The organism is Congzhengia sp., assembly GCF_037235575.1.
GTDB classification, from domain to species: Bacteria; Bacillota; Clostridia; order UBA1381; family UBA9506; genus Congzhengia; species Congzhengia minquanensis.
On record NZ_JAXUNN010000039.1, the window covers coordinates 37,183 to 53,834 of the forward strand.

Genomic DNA, 16,652 nt, shown 5'->3' on the forward strand with positions numbered 1-16,652 from the left:
GGCGATAGCAAAAAACACCTTTGCTATGTGCCGGGCATTGTTTTGTGTTACAGCAGTTTATAGCTGCAGGGTTTGTCATCATCAGGTTTTTCACAGCGCTTTTCAAACCGGGCATTTTTGCGGTTAATCCATTGGGTAGAAACGTCCATTGCGGCGCGGCATGCCTTCGTTTGGTCTAAGGCGTTGAGCATGACAAAATCGTGAATTATGGCCTGAAAGCGGATTTGCGTTACCTCCACGCCTGCCTCCCGCAAGCACACGGCATATTGCTCGCCCTCGTCCCTCAGCACGTCTGCCTGCCCGTTTAAAATCATGGCTGGCGGCAGACCGCAAAGCTGTTCTTTCGTGGCCCGAAGAGGAGAAGCGGTGATTTCGTTTCTGTCCTTCTGCGACGTGGTATATTGATCCCAAAACCACATCATGCCTGCACGGTAGAGATAGTAGCCAACAGCAAACTCCCGGTAAGATGGGGTGTTGAAATAGGCGTTGGCAACGGGGTAGTAGAGCAGCTGCTTGTCGATGCTTGGGCCGCCGCGAAATTTTGCCAAAAGGGTCATCACGGTGGCCATGTTTCCGCCAACACTGTCGCCGACAACAGTTAAGGTTTCTGCGTTAAACTGCCACCCATGCTTTTGTTTTAATCTGTCAATTTGGCACAGCACCGCGTAGCATTGTTCAATGGCTGTGGGATATTTTGCTTCCGGCGCGCGGGAATATTCGGGAAATAAAACCACCGAATTTGTTCGCGCGGCAAGTTCGCGCACGAGTTTTTCGTGGGTGTGGAAGCTGCCGAACACCCAGCCCGCGCCGTGAATGTAAAAAATAACGTTTGGCGTTTTTACCTCCGGTTTCGGCGCCACATGGTAAAGACGAATCGTTCCCCATTTGCCGGTGTCTGCCAAACAGCTTGTAATTTCGGCAGGATACATACACACCGGTGTATCCTGGGCTTTTTCCAGTACCTCGCGCCCTTCTTTGGGCGGAAGCTGAAAAATTAACGGCGGGTTCGCGTTTTCAATGCACACCGCCTCAGCTTCTTTTTCTAACGATATTCTATTCATGTTGAACCTCCTTTTTAACCTGAAAACCTCTCCTTTCATTCTATGTGTGAAAGAACAAATAAGTGCGCGAACCAAAAGGTTTCGAATTAATACTTGAAAATTCAATGGATATGTTATATACTTACTAATAAATATACTCCAAAATCGAATACGCTTCATACTTACGGGCGGACTGAGACACTAAACGCTCCTGCCGCCGTTGGTCGCTGCAGGAAAACTGTGTATGAAAGGGTGTTCTTTTTTTGTGGACTGCTGATGGTTCAATGTGTCACGGAGGCTGATAACTTTTTGCCGATGTGTTCTTGTCTTGCTTGATCAGCAGCTGCCCTTTGGGGAGAATTTATGGAGGAATGTAACATGAAAAAAATCATCTCTCTGCTGCTTGCGCTGACTTTAGCTTTCGCTGTGAGCGCCTGCGGCCCCAAAGCCAGAAACACCGAGGCAAAACAATCTGACGCGGGCTTTTTTGAAATGGCGGATCTCAGCGGTTCCGTCATTCGCGTTCCGAAGCAGATTAACTCTATCGTTGTGCTGGCTCCCGCGATTGCTGAAATGGTTGTGGGGCTAGACTGCGGCGGCAAGGTCATTGGCTATGACACCCAAAGCAGCGGGCTGGAGGGCCTGCCCGAGGGCAAACCAACCTTCGACCTGATGAGCCCCGACATGGAGATGCTAATGGGGATGAAGCCTGATGTACTTTTCGTGTCCAATATGACCTATTATGACCAGGAAGATCCTTTCCGCATGCTGATTGATCAGGGCGTTTGCGTGGTAAGCATGCCCTCCGCAGATACGATAGACGGCATTAAGCGTGATTTGACGTTCGTGGCAACTGTTCTGGGCATGGAAGAAAAAGGCGAGGAATTGGCGAACGACTTACAAAAAGGGCTGGACAATATTACCCAGACTATCGGTACCGTCTCGGAGAAAAAGCGTGTGTACTTTGAGCTTTCCGCCGCACCGGATCTGTATAGCTTCGGCAGTGGTGTGTTCCTGAACGAGATGCTGGAATTAATCGGCGCTGAGAATATTTTAGCGAACCAGACAGGCTGGCTAAAGGTAGATGTGGAAACCGTTGTTGCCGCGAACCCCGACGTCATCTTAACCAATGTGAACTATATTGCGGATCCGGTAGGCGAGATTTTGAGCCGCGGGGGCTGGGATACCGTTTCTGCTGTCCGTAATCGGCAAGTTTATTATATCGACAACATGGCCTCCTCTTTGGCAAACCAGAATGTAATTATCGCGCTGGAGCAGATGGCGAAAGCCGTATATCCGGAGTGTTTCCAATGAAACGAACTTCTGTAAAAATGATTTTGCTGGTCTGCGCCGCCATAATCTCGGTAATTTTTGGGGTGGGAGTTGGCAGCGTTTATATCTCGCCGGGCGACATTTTTGCAATATTGGCAAATCATTTGTTCGGAGTGCCTCTGCCGGAAACAGTATCCGCAGTTCATTCCTCCATGGTAATGAATTTAAGGCTGCCGCGGGTTCTTTTAGCTTTCTGCACAGGGGGTGCATTGGCTGTCAGCGGAACCGTTATGCAGTCGGTGCTGAAAAATCCTTTAGCGTCCTCTTACGGCCTGGGCGTTTCTGCCGGTGCAGGGTTGGGCGCCTCTTTGGTGATGGTGGCTGGTTTGTCCAGCGGCATATTGGGCGCGTTTTTACTGCCTGCTGTCAGCCTGTCATTCGGCGTAGCAACCGTGTTTATCGTTATTGGAATTTCCTCCCGCATTGACCGGGGCTTGTCCAATGTCACCATTATTCTGATGGGCATGATTGCGTCACTGTTTTTTACTGCAATTATGGACATGCTTGCGACAAGCTCACCAGAAAACGCCCAACGAATTAACCTCTGGACATTGGGCAGCTTCTCCATGCGGGGCTGGGTTGGCGTGCGTGTGCTTTTCCCTGTTACAGTCCTGAGCTTGCTGGTGTTTTTACGCTACTCCACGGAAATGGACATTATGACGTTTGGCGAGGAGCAGGCGCAGGCGTTGGGAGTTGACGTCAGAAAAAGTAAGCGGTTTTTAACTGCTTTGGTGGCGGTGCTGACCGGTACGGCGGTGGCTTTCGTAGGGATCATTGGCTTTGTGGATTTGATTGCTCCGCATGTTGTACGGCGTTTTTTCGGTTCCTCTCACCGTAAGGTGCTGCCAGCCGCCGCCTTATTCGGCGGTACATTTCTGGTTTTGTGCGACCTGGCAGCCCGCACCCTTATCCCGCCGCGGGAAATTCCCATCGGCTCCATCACGGCTCTGTTGGGGGCGCCGTTCTTTGTTTATATCTTTTTTTCCGGACGAAAGGGGCGATAGGTTTGTTACAGACAGAACATCTCAGCTGCGGATATGGCGGCGGGCACGTCGTTAAAAATATTTCATTCCGTGTGGAGGAGGGAAGCCGGCTCTGCATAATCGGCCCCAACGGCTGCGGAAAAACAACGCTTTTGCGTGCGCTAGCAGGACTTTTGCCTGCTGAGGGTCTCATTCGCATCTGCGGTGAATCCCTGAACAAAATGAGCCGCCGGAAGCTTGCCTGCCAGGTGGCGCTAATGAGCCAGTTAACTTCTGTCAGTTTTTCTTACTCCGTATATGAAACGGTGCTGATGGGGCGTTATGCACACCAAAAGTCTGGCCTGCTCGCTTCGCAGAGTGAAGAAGACCGGCGAATTGTTCGGGAGAGCATGGAGCGCACGGGCATTTTAGCTTTGAAAGACCGGCCGGTTACGGAGCTTTCCGGCGGCCAGCTTCAACGGGTATTTTTGGCCCGAACGTTTGCCCAGGAGCCCAAAATTATTCTTTTGGACGAGCCTACCAATCATCTTGACCTGAAATATCAGGTGGAGCTGGTAGAGAATTTAAAGGAGTGGACGAAACAGGGCGGCCGATGTGCCGTGGGGGTGTTCCACGACATTAATCTTGCCCTGTCCTTTGCAGATACCGTACTTCTAATGGACCATGGAGCTGCTTACGCCTATGAGCGTGCAGAGCAGTTCGACTTATCCCTGGTCAGCGAAATTTACCGTATGGACGTGCGAAACTACATGCAAAATACATTAAAAAAATGGGAGTAATTCACATGGAACTATACAGAAGCCCCTATGAGGCATATCCCTTTTTATGTGACGACAGCGATGACCTGCGCTGTGATTTTGAACTTTTAACCGATTATATGGCCAGCAGTGCAGGCCTTTTGCGTACAATGGTGAAAGATGACGTTCTGCGGGAGGAACTGCTGTGGATTTGCGAACTGATTTACCATATTAACCCCACACTCCGCACATGTCTGACCGTAAAACCGGAGGAAATTCAGCGTCTGCAAAACGCGGCTGCGCGGCTGAAGGACGAATGTGGAAAACGCTGCCGTCTGTTTGTGCTGACGCAGGGGTGCCAGGCAGCCTGCACTGCCCATGTTCTGCGGGTTCAGGGCAAGTCTTTAGTACGGCTGCTGTATCGGCATTGCCAGCAGGGGCATGAGGTGCCGCCTGCACTTTTCGATATAGCAAACCTGCTGTCGGGCTACTTCTTTTATCTGGCACTGAAGCTAAACGAGCAGGAGGGCGTGGAAGAAGTTCCTTATGTCAGCCGTAACTACTGATGCAAATGAGGAAGATGAATATGAGAGATTGGAATGAAGTGCGCTTTGTTGCCTCTTACAGCGGCGGAAAAGACAGCGTTTTAGCCATTCACCGGGCTATCTGTCAAGGCATGGTGCTGCAGGCTTTGATTATCACATACAACACAGATTTGGAACGCTCCTGGTTTCACGGCGTTCCGCCAGAAATCCTTGCGGAAGTAGAACAATCAGTTGGAGTACCCGTTCAGTTGATCCGCACTGCCGGTGCAGACTATAACGCAAATTTCGAGCGCGCTTTGCTGGAGCAGAAAAAGCTGGGCGCTCAGGCCTGCGTTTTTGGCGATATTGACATTGAGGGCCACCTTCAGTGGGGTATTGAGCGGTGCAACGCCGCAGGTGTGGAAGCCTGTTTCCCGCTGTGGAAAGAGAACCGGGAAAGCCTGGTGCGGGAGTGTATTTCCTGTGGCTTTGTTCCCTATATCACGGTTGTGGATACCAAACGTCTCAGCGCAGACTTCCTGGGGCACCCCATTACTCCCCAGGTTATGGAAAGAATTAAAGATGCTGGCGCTGATGTCTGTGGTGAGAACGGCGAGTATCATACCTTTGTGACGGACGGGCCAATTTTTGCCCAGCCGCTGCCCATCGAATTTTCTGCCCCGCAACAACATGGCGGCTATGCAGTGCAGCCTATGCACTTACGGAAATGACCGGTTACAAATTGCACAGCGCCTGCGGCGGATAAAAATGTGCAGACAGCATAGACCACCGCAGAAGACAAGAACCCCGGAAGGCCCTATAATAACGGGCTTTCCGGGGTTCTTATTTATTTCGTCATTCCCACTCAATAGTGCCGGTAGGCTTTGGCGTTAAGTCGTAGCAAACGCGGTTCACACCTGCCACTTCGTTGATGATACGCTCCGTGATTTTATGCAGCACAGGCCAGGGGATTTCTTCAATGGTGGCGGTCATGGCGTCGACCGTGTTCACCGCCCGAAGAATCACAGGGTATTCAAAGGTGCGTGCATTGTCGCGCACGCCTACCGACTGAAAGTCGGGCACCACAGTGAAATATTGCCAAACACACTTGTCGAGTCCTTCGTTGTGAAACTCTTCCCGCAAAATGGCATCGGAGTCGCGCACGGCCTCCAAACGCTCACGGGTGATGGCGCCTAAACAGCGCACGCCTAAGCCCGGCCCCGGGAACGGCTGACGGTAAACCATGCTTTCCGGCAGGCCGAGAGCCAGCCCGCAGGCGCGAACCTCATCTTTAAACAGCTGTTTCAACGGTTCAATGAGCGCAAACTGCATGTCCTCCGGCAGGCCGCCAACGTTGTGATGGGATTTCACGGTTTTTGCCGTTTTTGTTCCACTTTCCACAATGTCGGGATAAATGGTTCCCTGGGCGAGATAATCAATTCCATCCAATTTTCCCGCTTCTTCTTCAAATACACGAATAAATTCGCCGCCAATAATTTTTCGTTTTTCTTCCGGGTCTGAAACACCTTTCAGCTTGTCCAAAAACCGATCGCTGGCATCAACATAAATTAAGTTGGCGTTCAGCTGGTTTTGAAACACCTCAACAACGCTTTCCGATTCTCCCTTGCGCATCAGTCCGTGGTTCACGTGAACACAAACCAGGTTTTTGCCGATTGCGCGAATAAGCAGTGCCGCAACCACCGAGGAGTCCACGCCGCCGGACAAGGCCAAAAGCACCTTTTTATCGCCCACCTGCTGTTTTACAAGCTCAATCTGGTCGGCAATAAAGTTTTCCATGTTCCAGTTGGGCTGGGCATGGCAAACATCAAACACAAAGGGTTTTAATGCTTCTTTCAGCGCGCTTTCCTTGTGGGGCCATACAACCGCATCGCTGTCGTCGGGGTCGTATGGGTGGCTCACTGCCAAAACGGGAATTCCTGTGTGATAAAGTTCCGGGTCCACATCAATTTCTTTACCGTCAATCACGTTGTTCTTTCCACCGTTTAAAATAACGCCTTTTACATTTGGCAGCCGCTTTAGCTCTTCCGGCGTAATGTCGTGGGGATAAATCTCGCTGTAAACGCCCAAAGCGCGGATTGCACGGGCCAGCACCGTGTTTTCCGTGCTGCCTAAGTCTAGAATTACAATCATGTCCTGCTGCATAAAAATCCCTTCTTTCCTTTATTTGTTCTTATTATACCATGAAATTCCTCCGATTACAACAAAAAAACACACAATCAGATTGTGTGTTTTTTGTTTTTTACTTATAAAATGCGGCTATGTCACAGGGGCCTTCTAAAATGTGGCGCTCCACATACATGCTGCGGTCTTTTTTGATTCCAACCGCCCATTTAATTAAGGTAATTTGGTTGTTTTCAATTTCAATGCCGGTAATACACCGGGGGTGGACGCAGCTGCCGTCGTTAAAATACAGCCCTTCGCCGGGAGAGGGGTAGACGGGCCTGTGGGTGTGCCCGGCAATTACCATCTGCTGCTTATTTTCGGCATAGGCCGCCAGGTCCTTTTCAATTTTTTCTTTGTTGGAATGAGACATGCCGGCGCCGGTGGGCTGCTGAAACCCTACCATTTCCAAGGGCTTCCACACATAGCGCACCAAAAACCGCGCCAGGGGCCAGGCAGTGTCGTTTAAAAAGCTTCCCTGGTGGCCGTGCACCAGCAAAATGTTTTTGTTAATGTCGGTATTTTTCAGCACCAGTCCCTCGTGCACCTGAATGCCTGGGAACAGAGGGAGAACACAGGTATCCTTTTCGCAGAAATAGTGGCTGTAATAGCGGCTGGTGGTGAGCTTGCGCCGTTTTACAACATCATGGTTGCCATAAAGCATATAAAACCTATGGGATTTATAAAACTGGGACATCATCCAATAGGCGTCGCTGTGCGCTTCAATAATCGGCTTGATTTTCCTGTTTTCCCAAAGCTCATCGCCGTCTCCCAGCTCAATATAGGTGAAGCCGTTATCATAATAATATTCTAACGCACCGAAAAACAAAAGCTGGTTAGGCAAAAAGTTGTCGCCGTTGTTGCCCTGGCCCCTGTGACAGTCGCTCATAATGATGATTTTGGATTGTGCGTTAAAGGGAATGCTGTCTGCCGTGGACAGAATTCGGTTTAACTTTTTGTCAACCGCGGGCATAGCCTACACCTCGTTGTTGTGGCCGCTGTTTTCGTGCGCACTGGGCGCCTTCTGCCGGCTGTTAATTCTTCTCAGCGTTTCCGCGTCTGCCGGTTGGGACTCCGTGCAGGTCTCTGTCGGGGGACAGGGCGGTTTCGGCGGAGGGCAGGGGGGCTTTGGCGGACACGGACAGCACGGACGGCATTGCGGAGGGCAGGGCGGGCACGGGTGCGGACAAGGTGGACAGGGAGGCTTTGGCGGTTCGGGTGGTTTTGGCGGGCGGTGCCCGTGAATGATTTTGATGATCCATTCAAACGCCGAGAAAAATCCCTTTGCATACAGCGAGTGCATCATAATTTCGTAAAGCTCCGGTGCAAATGCCTTTAAATATTCCAGCTTATCCAACGTGTCGGTATATCGCGACGTTACGGTGTTATAAAGCTTGCAGTTGTTTTTGTTCACGCCCTGAACAACGTCTTCCTGAATTCCCTCCTGGGTCACAGGCTGCGGGGAATGGGGCTTGTCAAAATAAATTGTAACCGTTTTAAAATGAATGGAAAACTCCTGGGGGCGGTAGCCAGTCCGCATTAAGCCGTTGACAAACGCCCAGCACATTGCACGGTTGGGAAACTTAATTTTGGCCTCCATGGTTAAGGTATTTGTTTCTGAAAATTCGCCCAGCTTAAATGCGGTGAGCCACCAGTGCAGGCCTTTTCTTTTTAGCAGCACTTTTCCGTTTTTTCGCAGGACAAAGGAAAGATCCATTTGCTCTGCGTCGCTAATGGGTTCATAAAACGTTCCGGTAAATTTTTCGGAGTGTATGTCTTCGCGCATGGTGTTATAAATTCCAATTTCTGCACCTGTGGTAATACCATACTGGCCTTTCCACAGCTCAATTAACCAGCGCTTTCCGCCGTAGGAAAAGGTGATGGGCTCGCAGTCCATTATCATGTTGAAAAACGGCGAACCTTCATCATAAAGCCTGCAATATCCGACCTCCCGCTGCCAGCAGTTTTTCAGAGAATAAAAATAGTCTTCTTTCATGTTATAGGCAAAACCGGCAGGTTCTAAATCGTCATTTAGTTCTTTTAGCTGCTTTGCTTTATCAGCCGTTGGCCGAAAGGCAATGATTCTAACGAGCCAAATCAGCACTAAAATAACCACTACAGCGGCAACCGCTGAAATGGCAATGATAATCGGCAGTGGCATAAAAACTCTCCTTTCTGCCGTCTGAAGTTCAGACGGAGCAAAAGTGATATTGGGCCGCATAACAATACCCCTGAAATCATAGTTTTCAGGGGTATTGCGTGGAACAAAAAACGCTATTCGGTTTCTTCTTCCTCTGCTGTCACAGCGTCTTCACAACCACATCCGCAATTTCCTTCCGCAGCACCCGTTGTGCCGCCGCACTCTACATGGGTTTCACCCATTAAGACGCTGGCGCCGAATACCATGGGGATTTCAATTCTCATAGTCTGGGAAATGGTAAAGTCGCAGCAACCGTTAATTTCGCCTGCCGGAGCGGTTCCCACACTGATTTCGGGTGCTCCGCAGCACTGAATGGAAATGGTGCCAGGATTTGCAAAGGGAACAATTGACACGGGCACGCCTACAGTTGTGTAATGTGTGCTAACCGTTGGACAAGTTCTGATTTCTAATGACTGCATTTCGGTCATAAATATCACTCCTAAAATTTTAGTTACACTATATTGTTATGCCGAATCCCGCCGGAGTGTGCTTATATTTTAGGCGAATTTTGTCGTGACAGAAACGTAATACGGCAGACATGAAACTGTAATAGCAATGTGATATAATGAAACAAAAACAGCATAAAGGAGGATGGAAAATGAGAAAGAAACTGTTTGACGCAGCCATGGCGGTGCTGATGCTTTTTGCGCTGTGCGTGCCCGGCGGATTTGCGGCGAATGCCAAGGCAATCCCCATCCGGTTTCATAAGGCCGGCGGGGGACAGTTTATCTACTGTAACAATCCTGAAGCGGTTACGAAAACAGAGCTTTCCAGCACGGATAACCCCAGTCCAACGTATCTGATGAAGAATGAGGATTTGGGTCCGGACAACTATTCCGTCTTTTTCTGCTTTTATAACTTTGCGGGTTTCGACATTGAGCCTGATGTGGAATTTACGTCGGAAAACGGCGCGGTGATCAAAATTAATTCCATTGGTTACTACACCCCTCAGGGCGTAGAGTTTTGGGACTGTTTGGGCGCATGGCCCGACTATTTGGGCGTAAACATTCGCTCCCTTGCCGGAAACGAACAGCACGTGGCCTTTGCGGGAGCGAAAAATGTGCCGGCAGAGTTTTCATTATACAGCGGGGAAAACGACTGGGCCAGCCGGTATCTTTACAACTATGAAGCTTTAAAGCCCGAGGCGACCTTTAACATGCTCATTGACTTCACAATTGTATCCGGCAGAGCGGATGTGAATTTTGCGGCGCTGAAGCACACAAAAACTCTGGGCGACCGCAGCAGCCACGATCCAAACGCCGCGCCGGGGAAATATGTGCGCGACAACACGGTGAAGGGCATTGACAAAGAAACGCTGCCAATTGTGGAGACTGACATTCAGATAAGCATTGACAAAGACACGCCGAACGGTGAACCTGTGCCGGCAGAGGTTTTTAACCAATACCATCCCGAGGGCAACGTGACGCCATTTTGGACGACCAACATCAATCCCAGCCGGGATGAATATATGGTGAGCAAAAACACCGCCGCGGGTTCGGACATGCTTTCGCTGACCTATGAAGACGACAGCAAGCTTGCCTACTACGGCAGAAGCGTGCCGCAATCCCAGCGGGACAACGTTTGGCAAATGGATCTTTACCACTTTGATACGGCGGGCTACGACCCGTCGCTCCCCTGGACGGCTGACGAGCATGTGCCCAATGCGTTTACCTCGGAAACGCTGGATAAAAACAATCCGCCCAATCCAAACTTTCAGTTTAACCTGGGCAATTTCGGCGTGACCAACCGCTACCGCCTTGCCATTGAAAACCGGGACAGCATTCCCCGCACGTTGAATTACTATATTAAAAGCTCCTGCACCAGCAACATTGTAATCGCGCGGGACAAAGACGGAACCATGTTAAACCCCTTTACCTTAGAACCGGAAAATCCCTTTGCCATCAGCAAGGAAATTACGTGGGGAGAACAGACAGATGCCTGCATGTTCAGTGCAGAAGTTGGGCCGGGGGAAACGAAGGAATATGTTTTAGACGTAATTTTGCCTACAAATAACTTTGGCGGACAGGCAAACTCAATCCGAATTGACACGGTAAAGCATTTACAGCCCAGGGAATATTCCCCCTTTCCATCCTACATGCAGACACAAACGAACAAGGACGTGTTTTTCACCGGCGCGGAAACGATGAAGTGGGAAAACGGTGCGCTTTTACGCTTCGATGAAGATGCAGCCGTATGGAACGAAGTAATTTTACCCGAAACAACCCGGACGCTGTTTGAAGCGGAAAGCAATCATATCAGTCTTGTGAAAACAGGCGCTGGCTATGCCGCCAGATTTTGCGGATGGGACGATTTTGGAAATTCTATTATGAATAAAAATCGGAAAAATACGGTTTATTTTTTAGACGGTTCCATGAACGTAACGGGACAAAAAACGTTTCCGGACTATATTTTCGGATTTTTAAGCGACGGAAAAACGCTTTATGTGCAATCAGACAAGGCGTACCGCACAGATAACCTTGAAACGTTTGAACCGGTGGAGGAAACTCCTGTTTGGAATGGAAAATATTTATTGGTTAAAAAGGGCAGTACGTTTTATGAGCGCAAGGAGGAAAAAGACATTCCAATTGTGTTCGAAGGGGAAACGCCAAAAGAAATTTTCAGCACAGACGGCGTGTTCTACTATAAAAAGTCCTGGCAGACATCCCTTACCGATAAGAACACGGAAAACATTTTGTCTGTGTCCCCAGACGGGGTAAACTGGACGGATATTGCTCTGCCAAGCAATTTTTTAGAACTTTTAAAGGTAAGCAGAGTGGGGGACAGGCTTTTTGTCAGCACAAAATTTGAGCAGTTTTCCTTTGATGTACCCACCCAGGCGGGGCTGGTACGCGTTCAGTTAAACGGCGAGCTTCTGTCGTTTCTCACGCAATCGAAAATTTCACAAGACCGCACCATGGTGCCAATTCGTCTGTTTTTTGAAAAGCTTGGAGCAAGTGTTGGCTGGAACGGGGCCACAGGTACCGTGTCAGCAGAGAAGGGCGGCCGCAGCATTGAATTAAACATTGGAAGCAAAACCGCCTTTGCAGACGGTGTGGCAGTGGAGATGGACGTGGCGCCCTATATTGAAAACGACAAAACAATGGTTCCCATGCGGTTCATCTCCGAACAGCTTGGCTGCACGGTGGACTGGGACGAAAACACAAAAACAGCCGCGGTTGACGCAATATTTTAAAAAGAGCGCCTGCTTTTTAAGCAGACGCTCATATTTTAGTTTGTGTAGTTATCGAAATATCCCTGAACCAAAACCACCGGAGTCCCCTTGTCGCCGGAGCCGCTGGTTAAATCGCACAAAGAGCCAATCAAGTCGGTAAGCTGTCTGGGTGTTGTGCCCTGTGAGGCCATGCTGCCCACCAGGTTTGCATCTTTTTCCTGAATGCTTTTAGAAATTGCCGCTTTTAACTCGTCGCCGCTTAAATCTTTAAACTCGTTGTCCGCCAAATATTTTAATTTCAGCTCATTGGGCGTGCCAATTAACCCGTCGGTAAATGCCGGGGAAACGCAAGGGTCTGCCAGTTCCCAGATGTGCCCCTGGGGGTCTTTAAACGCGCCGTCGCCATACACCATTACCTCAACGTGAACGCCTGCGGCCTCACAAATCAACCGTTGCGTTTCCAACACAAAGTCCCTGCAGTCGTTGGGGAACAGTTTAATGGTGTCCTCTGTGGATTTGTTCGAGCCAAGCAGGCCAAACCGTTCGTTAAAGCCGCTGCCGTCTACCGAAGCGTTTAAAATATCGTCTAAGCCGCAAACCGTTTTCGCACCGCTTTTCAGCAAAATCCGTTTTGTGCGTTGTCTTGAATGAATGTCGCAGGCAAGAACACAATCGGCGTAGTCTAAAATGGCCTGAGGCTGATTTGCAAAAATAATTTCGCACTCCGCGCCGGCTTGCCGAATAATCCGGCCGTAATAGTCTACATAGTCCACACCGGTGAACTCGTGCTTGTTGTCGCCAAACAGCCTGCGGTAGTCTGCAAGGCTTAAAACATCGCTGTAAGGGTTTACGCCCGCTTCGTCTATTTTGTCAAGGGAAATTAAGCGGTTGCCTACCTCGTCGCTGGGGTAGCTGAGCTGAAGCACAATTTTTTTTGCGCCCATTGCAATTCCCCGCAAGCAAATGGCAAACCGGTTTCTTGAAAGAATGGGGAAAATAACACCAATGGTACCGCCGCCAAGCTTTGTTTTAACGTCCTTTGCAATGGCGTTTACCGTTGCATAATTTCCCTGGCTTCTTGCCACAATAGACTCTGTAACGCCGATTACATCTTTTTCACGAAGGGAAAACCCTTCGCTTTTAGAAGCTTCTAAAACACTGTCGCAGACGATTTGTGCAAGATTGTCCCCCTGGCGGATGATGGGGCACCGAATGCCTCTTGAAACTGTTCCTGTTTTTCTCTCCATATCTTTTTCAACCCTTCCGTTTTTTATTGCGTAAAATCAAACCAAAAAATATTATACCAGAAATTGGCCGCGATTTCAAGAAAAAAGAAACTGCACAGCAAAAAAACGGCACAGATCCGATCTTTAAAAAAGCTTTTCATGCTGGATAGACCGTTTTCATAGGTACCTTTTTAAAACACAAACTGAACAAGCAGCATATAGCAAAGGGTGCCCGCTGCAATGGACAAGAGCATTTGCCGTTTCCATAAATGGACAAAAACGGTTGTCAAAATGGCAATCAACTCCGGCAGGGCATGGCTGGCAGTAAAAATGGAAACATCTTTTAAGCAATAGACGACCAGCAGGCCAAACACCGCGCCGGGCAGCACCTTTCCCAAATATATAATGTACTTTGGCGTTTCCTTTCCGGCTGGAAAAAGGAGAAATGGCAAAAAACGAGTGGCTACGGTGGCCAGCACCACCATAGAGATGGTAATTATTTGCTGCTCAAGCGTCATTAAATGCTACCCCCTTCCAGCGGCTGCCGGATAACCGTCAGCACAGCCAAAATGGCAAGCAGAGAAACAACCATAAAATTATTACTTCCAAAAATAATCAGGCACAACAGGGAAATCCCAAGTCCCAGCAAAGATGCGGTGTGGTTTTTTTCTTTTGCCCATTGTTCTAAAAAAATCACCACGAACATAGCGGTCATCACAAATTCCAACCCCTCGGTATTAAATCGGAGAAAAGAGCCAAAAATACCGCCCAAGGTGGCCCCTGCAAACCAATAGAAATGGTTTAAAAGCGTTACAAAAAACATGAACCAGCCGCGGTCAATGCCGGCTGGAATGTTTGCAGTGTAATTGATGGAAAAGCTTTCGTCGCACATGCCGAAAATTAGATACGGCTTTTTCCAACCCGTTCCCTTAAACTTGTCCAGCATGGAAATGCCGTAAAACAGGTGCCGGGCATTAATTAAAAACGTCACGAAAAAAGCCTGCATGGGGTTAAACGTGCCCATGAGCATATTTACGGCCACAAACTCAACGGAGCCTGCAAAAATAATCAGACTCATCACCATAGGATATGCAAAATGAAAGCCTGACACATTCATATAAATGCCATAGGTCATTCCCAAAAACAGAAACCCCGCCAAAATTGGTAGGGTGTGGGGAAAAGCGGCCCGGAACGCATTGCGGGCCGCTTTTATTTTCAATTTTGTTCTGTTCATATTCGTTTGAATTTTTACCTCGTTTCAATGGATATTATACGTTTGGGTTTAATCATCTATTCCCACTCAATCGTTGCCGGGGGTTTGCTGGTAATGTCGTAAACAATGCGGTTAATGCTTTTTACTTCATTTATAATCCTACTGGAAACCTTTTCTAAAACATCATAAGGAATTCTTGCCCAGTCAGCTGTCATAAAGTCTTGGGTGGTTACGCCGCGGAGAGCTAGGGTGTAGTCATACGTTCTGCCGTCGCCCATAACGCCCACGCTGCGCATGTTGGTGAGCACGGCAAAATATTGGTGAATATCCCGGTCTAAGCCAGCTTTTGCGATTTCTTCGCGGAAAATTAAGTCAGCATCCTGTAAAATGGATACCTTTTCTTTCGTAATATCGCCGATAATGCGCACTGCAAGGCCCGGCCCCGGGAAAGGCTGACGCCACACAAGATGATCGGGTATGCCAAGTTCTAAGCCTAGCTTTCGCACCTCGTCTTTAAACAGGCTTCTTAAGGGTTCAATAATTTCTTTAAAATCCACCACGTCAGGCAGTGCACCAACGTTGTGGTGGCTTTTAATCACCGCCGCGTCGCCTGCACCGCTTTCCACCACGTCGGGGTAGATGGTGCCCTGAACCAAAAAGTCCACAGAACCGATTTTTTTAGCCTCATCTTCAAATACACGAATGAATTCCTCTCCGATAATTTTTCTCTTCATTTCCGGCTCTGTAACGCCGGCAAGCTTATTCAAAAATCTGTCCTGGGCGTTCACGCGAATTAAATTAATGTCATACTGGCGGCGGAAAATTTCTTCCACCTCGTCGCCTTCGTTTTTGCGTAGCAGGCCGTGGTCGACAAAAATGCAGGTAAGCTGTTTGCCTACCGCCTTGTGAATTAAAACTGCGGCAACAGAGGAGTCCACGCCGCCGGACAGGGCGCACAGCACTTTTTTACTGCCGATTTTTTCTCTTAAGGAGGCAATTGCCTCTTTTGCGTAGCCCGACATAGTCCAGTCGCCTGACAGATGGCAAACCTCCATTAAAAAGTTTTTGAACATTTTTGTGCCCCGAGGAGTGTGCAGCACTTCAGGATGGAACTGAACGCCGTAGAGCTTTCTATCCCGGTTTTCCATTGCCGCGACAGGGCAGCCGTTGGTTTTTGCACAGACCGAAAAGCCTTCAGGAATTTTTTCGATATAGTCCGTATGGCTCATCCAGCATAAGGTGTTTTTCTCGATGCCAGTAAAGAGGGGGCTGTTTAAAAGTGTTAAATCTGTTTTGCCATATTCCCGCGTTTCCGCGTGGGAAACCGTCCCGCCCAAAAGATGCGCCATGAGCTGGCAGCCGTAGCAAATACCCAGAACCGGAACGCCTAAGGAAAACAGCTCCTTTGAATAGGTGGGGGATGTTTCGTCGTAAACGCTGTTGGGCCCGCCTGTTAAAATAATGCCCTTCGGTTTTTTTGCGGCAAGCTCGCTGAGATTTGTTTTATACGGCAAAATTTCACAGTAAACGCCGCATTCCCTCACCCGGCGGGCGATAAGCTGGTTATACTGTCCTCCGAAGTCTAATACGATTACCAATTCATGTTCCAATGAAAAAACCTCCGATAAAATGGGATTTAAAAATTTTTTTACAAAAAAATTATACTACATTTTGCAAACACCGTCAAGAAAAAGTGCGGACAAGCCGTATAAAAGAAAAACGGGGCGTACATAATATTTACAAGAATACCATTTTAAAAGGAAGAAACAAAATTATGACGCAGTTTTCCTATACCATTCAAGACGAAACGGGAATTCATGCCCGGCCTGCCGGGGCGCTGGTAAAGCTGGCGCGGAAGATGCCCTGCGCGGTTGTGATGAAAAAAGACGGCAAAACCGCCGACTTAAAAAAAATATTCACGCTGATGGCGCTTGCCGTTAAGTGCGGCGACACGGTTACGGTTGAGGTATCCGGCGAGGGCGAGAAAGCCGCGGCGGATAAACTGTCTGCTTATTTTCGTGAAAACCTTTAATAAAAACAGGAG

16 protein-coding genes are annotated in these 16,652 nt (G+C 48.9%); 7 read left to right on the forward strand and 9 right to left on the reverse strand.

The genetic code is table 11. The features are described from left to right. Positions 1-47: 47 nt before the first annotated feature. Complete coding sequence (locus tag WIG73_RS09705; RefSeq protein ID WP_337400351.1) at positions 48-1,061, reverse strand: alpha/beta hydrolase; 1,014 nt, start codon at positions 1,059-1,061, stop codon at positions 48-50. A gap of 357 nt (positions 1,062-1,418) precedes the next feature. Between WIG73_RS09705 and WIG73_RS09710 the strand changes: the two genes are divergently transcribed. From WIG73_RS09710 to WIG73_RS09730, 5 genes are read left to right on the forward strand one after another with little or no spacing between them, the layout of a single operon-like run. Next, a complete protein-coding gene (locus WIG73_RS09710) occupies positions 1,419-2,354 on the forward strand; it encodes an ABC transporter substrate-binding protein (protein WP_337400353.1) in 936 nt (311 codons plus the stop codon). Further along, positions 2,351-3,376, forward strand: coding sequence for an iron ABC transporter permease (locus tag WIG73_RS09715; RefSeq protein ID WP_337400354.1), 1,026 nt, complete (start codon positions 2,351-2,353; stop codon positions 3,374-3,376). Before WIG73_RS09710 ends, WIG73_RS09715 begins: the two co-directional genes overlap by 4 nt. Before the next feature lie 2 nt (positions 3,377-3,378). Next, entirely contained in the window at positions 3,379-4,134 is a 756-nt protein-coding gene (locus WIG73_RS09720; protein WP_337400355.1) for an ABC transporter ATP-binding protein, read from the forward strand. A gap of 5 nt (positions 4,135-4,139) precedes the next feature. After that, a complete protein-coding gene (locus WIG73_RS09725; protein ID WP_249310937.1) occupies positions 4,140-4,658 on the forward strand; it encodes an ATP--cob(I)alamin adenosyltransferase in 519 nt (172 codons plus the stop codon). A 20-nt stretch (positions 4,659-4,678) separates the two neighbouring features. Further along, positions 4,679-5,347, forward strand: a complete 669-nt coding sequence (locus tag WIG73_RS09730; RefSeq protein ID WP_249310936.1) for a diphthine--ammonia ligase — start codon at positions 4,679-4,681, stop codon at positions 5,345-5,347. A 124-nt stretch (positions 5,348-5,471) separates the two neighbouring features. On the opposite strand, the gene guaA (WIG73_RS09735) is transcribed toward WIG73_RS09730, so the two are convergent. From guaA (WIG73_RS09735) to WIG73_RS09750, 4 genes are all read right to left on the reverse strand, one after another. Beyond that, positions 5,472-6,779, reverse strand: coding sequence for a glutamine-hydrolyzing GMP synthase (gene guaA, locus WIG73_RS09735; protein ID WP_337400356.1), 1,308 nt, complete (start codon positions 6,777-6,779; stop codon positions 5,472-5,474). Between the two features lie 97 nt (positions 6,780-6,876). After that, entirely contained in the window at positions 6,877-7,770 is an 894-nt protein-coding gene (locus tag WIG73_RS09740) for a metallophosphoesterase (RefSeq protein ID WP_177679431.1), read from the reverse strand. A gap of 3 nt (positions 7,771-7,773) precedes the next feature. Next, entirely contained in the window at positions 7,774-8,958 is a 1,185-nt protein-coding gene (locus WIG73_RS09745) for a DUF4474 domain-containing protein (RefSeq protein ID WP_337400358.1), read from the reverse strand. Between the two features lie 113 nt (positions 8,959-9,071). After that, positions 9,072-9,425 (reverse strand): hypothetical protein, encoded by a 354-nt coding sequence (locus WIG73_RS09750; protein ID WP_337400360.1) that lies wholly within the window; start codon positions 9,423-9,425, stop codon positions 9,072-9,074. A 170-nt stretch (positions 9,426-9,595) separates the two neighbouring features. Between WIG73_RS09750 and WIG73_RS09755 the strand changes: the two genes are divergently transcribed. Further along, positions 9,596-12,190: a copper amine oxidase N-terminal domain-containing protein gene (locus WIG73_RS09755; RefSeq protein ID WP_337400361.1), complete on the forward strand. Its 2,595-nt coding sequence runs from the start codon at positions 9,596-9,598 to the stop codon at positions 12,188-12,190. Positions 12,191-12,225: 35 nt separating this feature from the next. Here WIG73_RS09755 and WIG73_RS09760 read toward each other — a convergent pair whose 3' ends face one another. From WIG73_RS09760 to guaA (WIG73_RS09775), 4 genes are all read right to left on the reverse strand, one after another. Continuing rightward, positions 12,226-13,416 (reverse strand): coenzyme F420-0:L-glutamate ligase, encoded by a 1,191-nt coding sequence (locus WIG73_RS09760; RefSeq protein ID WP_337400362.1) that lies wholly within the window; start codon positions 13,414-13,416, stop codon positions 12,226-12,228. 170 nt (positions 13,417-13,586) lie between these two features. Then, a complete protein-coding gene (locus tag WIG73_RS09765; protein ID WP_177679421.1) occupies positions 13,587-13,913 on the reverse strand; it encodes an AzlD domain-containing protein in 327 nt (108 codons plus the stop codon). After that, the gene (azlC, locus tag WIG73_RS09770; protein ID WP_337400363.1) at positions 13,913-14,629 is read right to left on the reverse strand and encodes an azaleucine resistance protein AzlC; all 717 of its coding nucleotides are present in this window, start codon (positions 14,627-14,629) and stop codon (positions 13,913-13,915) included. The genes WIG73_RS09765 and azlC overlap by 1 nt, the downstream gene beginning before the upstream one ends. A 56-nt stretch (positions 14,630-14,685) precedes the next feature. Next, on the reverse strand, positions 14,686-16,218 hold the full coding sequence (gene guaA, locus WIG73_RS09775) for a glutamine-hydrolyzing GMP synthase (protein ID WP_337400364.1): 1,533 nt from the start codon (positions 16,216-16,218) through the stop codon (positions 14,686-14,688). 164 nt (positions 16,219-16,382) lie between these two features. Here guaA (WIG73_RS09775) and WIG73_RS09780 point away from each other — a divergent pair, with 164 nt between their 5' ends. Continuing rightward, positions 16,383-16,640 carry an HPr family phosphocarrier protein gene (locus WIG73_RS09780; protein WP_337400365.1) on the forward strand — a complete coding sequence of 86 codons (258 nt, stop codon included), beginning with the start codon at positions 16,383-16,385 and terminating at the stop codon, positions 16,638-16,640. The last annotated feature ends 12 nt before the right edge of the window (positions 16,641-16,652 follow it).

Bases quoted from the DNA above. Each gene is read 5' to 3' on its own strand.
- WIG73_RS09760 (WP_337400362.1), bottom strand. From the start codon at position 13,416: ATGGAGAGAAAAACAGGAACAGTTTCAAGAGGCATTCGGTGCCCCATC.
- WIG73_RS09715 (WP_337400354.1), top strand. From the start codon at position 2,351: ATGAAACGAACTTCTGTAAAAATGATTTTGCTGGTCTGCGCCGCCATA.
- WIG73_RS09755 (WP_337400361.1), top strand. From the start codon at position 9,596: ATGAGAAAGAAACTGTTTGACGCAGCCATGGCGGTGCTGATGCTTTTT.
- guaA (WP_337400356.1), bottom strand. From the start codon at position 6,779: ATGCAGCAGGACATGATTGTAATTCTAGACTTAGGCAGCACGGAAAAC.
- azlC (WP_337400363.1), bottom strand. From the start codon at position 14,629: ATGAACAGAACAAAATTGAAAATAAAAGCGGCCCGCAATGCGTTCCGG.
- WIG73_RS09725 (WP_249310937.1), top strand. From the start codon at position 4,140: ATGGAACTATACAGAAGCCCCTATGAGGCATATCCCTTTTTATGTGAC.
- WIG73_RS09710 (WP_337400353.1), top strand. From the start codon at position 1,419: ATGAAAAAAATCATCTCTCTGCTGCTTGCGCTGACTTTAGCTTTCGCT.
- WIG73_RS09705 (WP_337400351.1), bottom strand. From the start codon at position 1,061: ATGAATAGAATATCGTTAGAAAAAGAAGCTGAGGCGGTGTGCATTGAA.
- WIG73_RS09745 (WP_337400358.1), bottom strand. From the start codon at position 8,958: ATGCCACTGCCGATTATCATTGCCATTTCAGCGGTTGCCGCTGTAGTG.
- WIG73_RS09780 (WP_337400365.1), top strand. From the start codon at position 16,383: ATGACGCAGTTTTCCTATACCATTCAAGACGAAACGGGAATTCATGCC.
- WIG73_RS09765 (WP_177679421.1), bottom strand. From the start codon at position 13,913: ATGACGCTTGAGCAGCAAATAATTACCATCTCTATGGTGGTGCTGGCC.
- WIG73_RS09730 (WP_249310936.1), top strand. From the start codon at position 4,679: ATGAGAGATTGGAATGAAGTGCGCTTTGTTGCCTCTTACAGCGGCGGA.
- WIG73_RS09750 (WP_337400360.1), bottom strand. From the start codon at position 9,425: ATGACCGAAATGCAGTCATTAGAAATCAGAACTTGTCCAACGGTTAGC.
- WIG73_RS09740 (WP_177679431.1), bottom strand. From the start codon at position 7,770: ATGCCCGCGGTTGACAAAAAGTTAAACCGAATTCTGTCCACGGCAGAC.